The organism is Xanthobacter sp. BG11Y11_SDJG (assembly GCF_057364445.1).
In genome coordinates this window covers 1-2,495 of sequence record NZ_JBNFNU010000517.1, presented here as the reverse complement: position 1 = coordinate 2,495, position 2,495 = coordinate 1, and the positions used below count along the sequence as shown (strand labels likewise).

4 protein-coding genes are annotated in these 2,495 nt (G+C 73.5%); all 4 read left to right on the top strand.

All coding sequences use genetic code 11. The features are described from left to right. The first annotated feature begins 78 nt into the window (after window positions 1-78). The gene (locus AC2W7M_RS23760; protein WP_486135422.1) at window positions 79-975 is read left to right on the top strand and encodes an NAD(P)-dependent methylenetetrahydromethanopterin dehydrogenase; all 897 of its coding nucleotides are present in this window, start codon (window positions 79-81) and stop codon (window positions 973-975) included. Between the two features lie 44 nt (window positions 976-1,019). Further along, complete coding sequence (gene mch, locus AC2W7M_RS23755) at window positions 1,020-1,958, top strand: methenyltetrahydromethanopterin cyclohydrolase (protein WP_486135420.1); 939 nt, start codon at window positions 1,020-1,022, stop codon at window positions 1,956-1,958. A gap of 1 nt (window position 1,959) precedes the next feature. After that, window positions 1,960-2,259, top strand: coding sequence for a hypothetical protein (locus tag AC2W7M_RS23750; protein WP_486135418.1), 300 nt, complete (start codon window positions 1,960-1,962; stop codon window positions 2,257-2,259). Beyond that, on the top strand, window positions 2,250-2,495 hold a 246-nt coding region (locus AC2W7M_RS23745), incomplete at its 3' end, for an ATP-grasp domain-containing protein (protein WP_486135416.1). The genes AC2W7M_RS23750 and AC2W7M_RS23745, both read left to right, overlap by 10 nt.

The window sequence follows — 2,495 nt, the reverse complement described above, 5'->3', positions numbered from 1 at the left end:
CTGAAACCGCCGCGCCGGGGTCTTCGCGACCGCGGACGCGGCCACCCGCCGATGCCTCCCCCAATTGGAGCATCCTCCATGGCGGACCCGACGCCGATCCTGCACATGATCTCGCCGCTCTCGCAGGTCAGCCCCTTCGATGTGAACATGGCGTTCGACGCCGGCTTCGCGCGGATCGCACCCTACCCGCACGTGACGCTGGACGAGGTGCGCGCCCTCACCCAGGACATGATGTTCTCGCGCCCGCCCGAGGCCGCCGCCCGCACCGCTCTGTTCATCGGCGGACGCGACGCGAGCCTTGCCCTCGACATGGCGCAGACGGCGCGCGCCGCGCTGTTCCCGCCGTTCGAGATCTCGGTGTTTCCCGATCCGGCCGGCGCCTTCACCACCGCCGCTGCCGTGATCGCCAAGGTGGAAAAGCAGCTGTCCGGCCGCCGGCCGGACGGGCTCATGGGCGCGCGGGTGAAGGTGTTCGGCGGCACCGGCATCATCGGCTCCATCGCCGCCGTGATCGCCGCCGAGGCCGGCGCGAAGGTGACGCTGGTGAGCCATCGCGGGCTGACGCCGGTGGAGGTCAAGGCGGCCGAGTTCAATCAGCGCTTCGGCGTCGATCTCACCGGTGCCGGCGCCGAGACCGACGCGGAGAAGGCGGCGCTGCTTGCCGCCAGCGACGTGGTGCTGAGCACCGGCCGCGCGGGCGTGGAGATCGTCCCGGCGCACCTGATGGCCGCCGCCGGCCAGGTGCTGGTGGCTGCCGACGTGAATGCGGTGCCGCCGGCCGGCATCGCCGGCATCGGTGCGCACGACGACGGGGCGCCGCTCGCCAACGGAACCGGGACGGGCATCGGACCGCTCGCCGTCGGCGATCTCAAATACCGGGTGCAGCACACTCTTTTCCAGCGCCTGAGGGAGACCGAACAGGCGCTGTTCGTGGATCTGCCCGCCATCTTCGCGCTGGCGCGCGCTTTGGCCTGAGGAGGCGCCGATGATCGCGCCGGCCGCGCGCCCCAGTCCGAGCCTTGCCGAAAGCGTGCGTCCGCTGGTGGAGGCGCTGGTTTTCCGATGCCGCCCGGCTGCGCCTTGCGGTCTCCCGCGGCCCCCTGGGAGCGCGCATCGTCGATGCCGGCATCGCGGCCCAAGGCGGCATCGAGGCCGGGCGCCGCATCGCCGAGATCTGCATGGGCGGCCTCGGGCGCGTCGCGCTCGCGCCGTCCGACCGCTTCTCGCCCTGGACCACCCTCGTCTTCGTGTCGAGCGAAGACCCGGTCCTCGCCTGCCTCGCCAGCCAGTATGCCGGCTGGAGCCTTGCGGACGGGGACTTCTTCGCCCTCGGCTCGGGGCCGGGGCGCGCCGTCGCCCGCGTCGAGCCGCTGTTCACTGACCTCGGCTATGCCGACGCGGCGGAGATGGTGACGCTGGTGCTGGAGACGGGAGAGGTGCCGCCCGAGGCGGTGGTGGCCGAGATCGCCGCGCGGGCCGGCGTCCGGGGCGAGGCGGTGACGCTGATCCTCACCCCCACCTCCTCGCTCGCTGGCACGGTGCAGATCGTCGCCCGCACGCTGGAGGTGGCGCTGCACAAGGCGCACGCGCTGCATTTCCCGCTGGCGCACATCGTCGACGGGCTCGCCAGCGCGCCTTTGCCGCCGCCGGCCCCGGACTTCCTCGCCGCCATGGGCCGCACCAACGACGCGGTGCTCTATGGCGGCGAGGTCCACCTGTTCGTCGCCGGCCCGGCCGAGGCGGCACGCGAGCTCGCAAGGGGCCTGCCCTCCAGCACCTCGCGCGATCATGGCCGGCCGTTCGCCCAGGTGTTCGCCGCCTATGGGTGCGACTTCTACAAGGTGGATCCGCTGCTGTTCTCCCCGGCGCGGGTCACGGTGAGCGCACTGGAGCACGGCGTCAGCTTCACCGCCGGCGGCTTCGCGCCGGACCTCGTCTCCCGCTCGTTCGGCGGCTGAGATGGCGCGGGGCCGCTCCGCTTCGCGCGACGCCGAGATCGTCATCTTCGCGGAGGGCGCCGACTGGCACGTGCGCGGGCTCCTGGCGGCGCTGAAGCGCGCGGGCCGCGCCGCGCGGGTGCTCTCGCTCAAGGCCTGCGGCTTCGCCGTGGGGAGACCGCCCATGGCCTGCTGCTGCCGGGCTTCGGCGATGCTCTGCCCTCCGCCTGCTTCGTGCGCCGCGGTGCCGACCGGCAGCTTCGAGCAGGTGACGGCGCGGCTCGGCGTGCTGCACGCTTGTCGGCGCTCGGCGTGCCGGTGATGAACGACGCCCGCGCCATCGAGCGCTGCGTCGACAAGAGCGCCACCACCTTCCTGATCGCCCGCGCCGGCCTGCCCACCCCGCGCACGCTGGTGCTCGAGGACCGCGCGGCGGCGCAGATGCTGGTGGACGCGGCGCCCGGCGACACGGTGCTGAAGCCGCTGTTCGGCGCCCAAGGCCGCGCCTCGCGCGCCTCGCCCCGGCGCGCCCTTTGCCGGATCGGAGCGGTGGGGGCG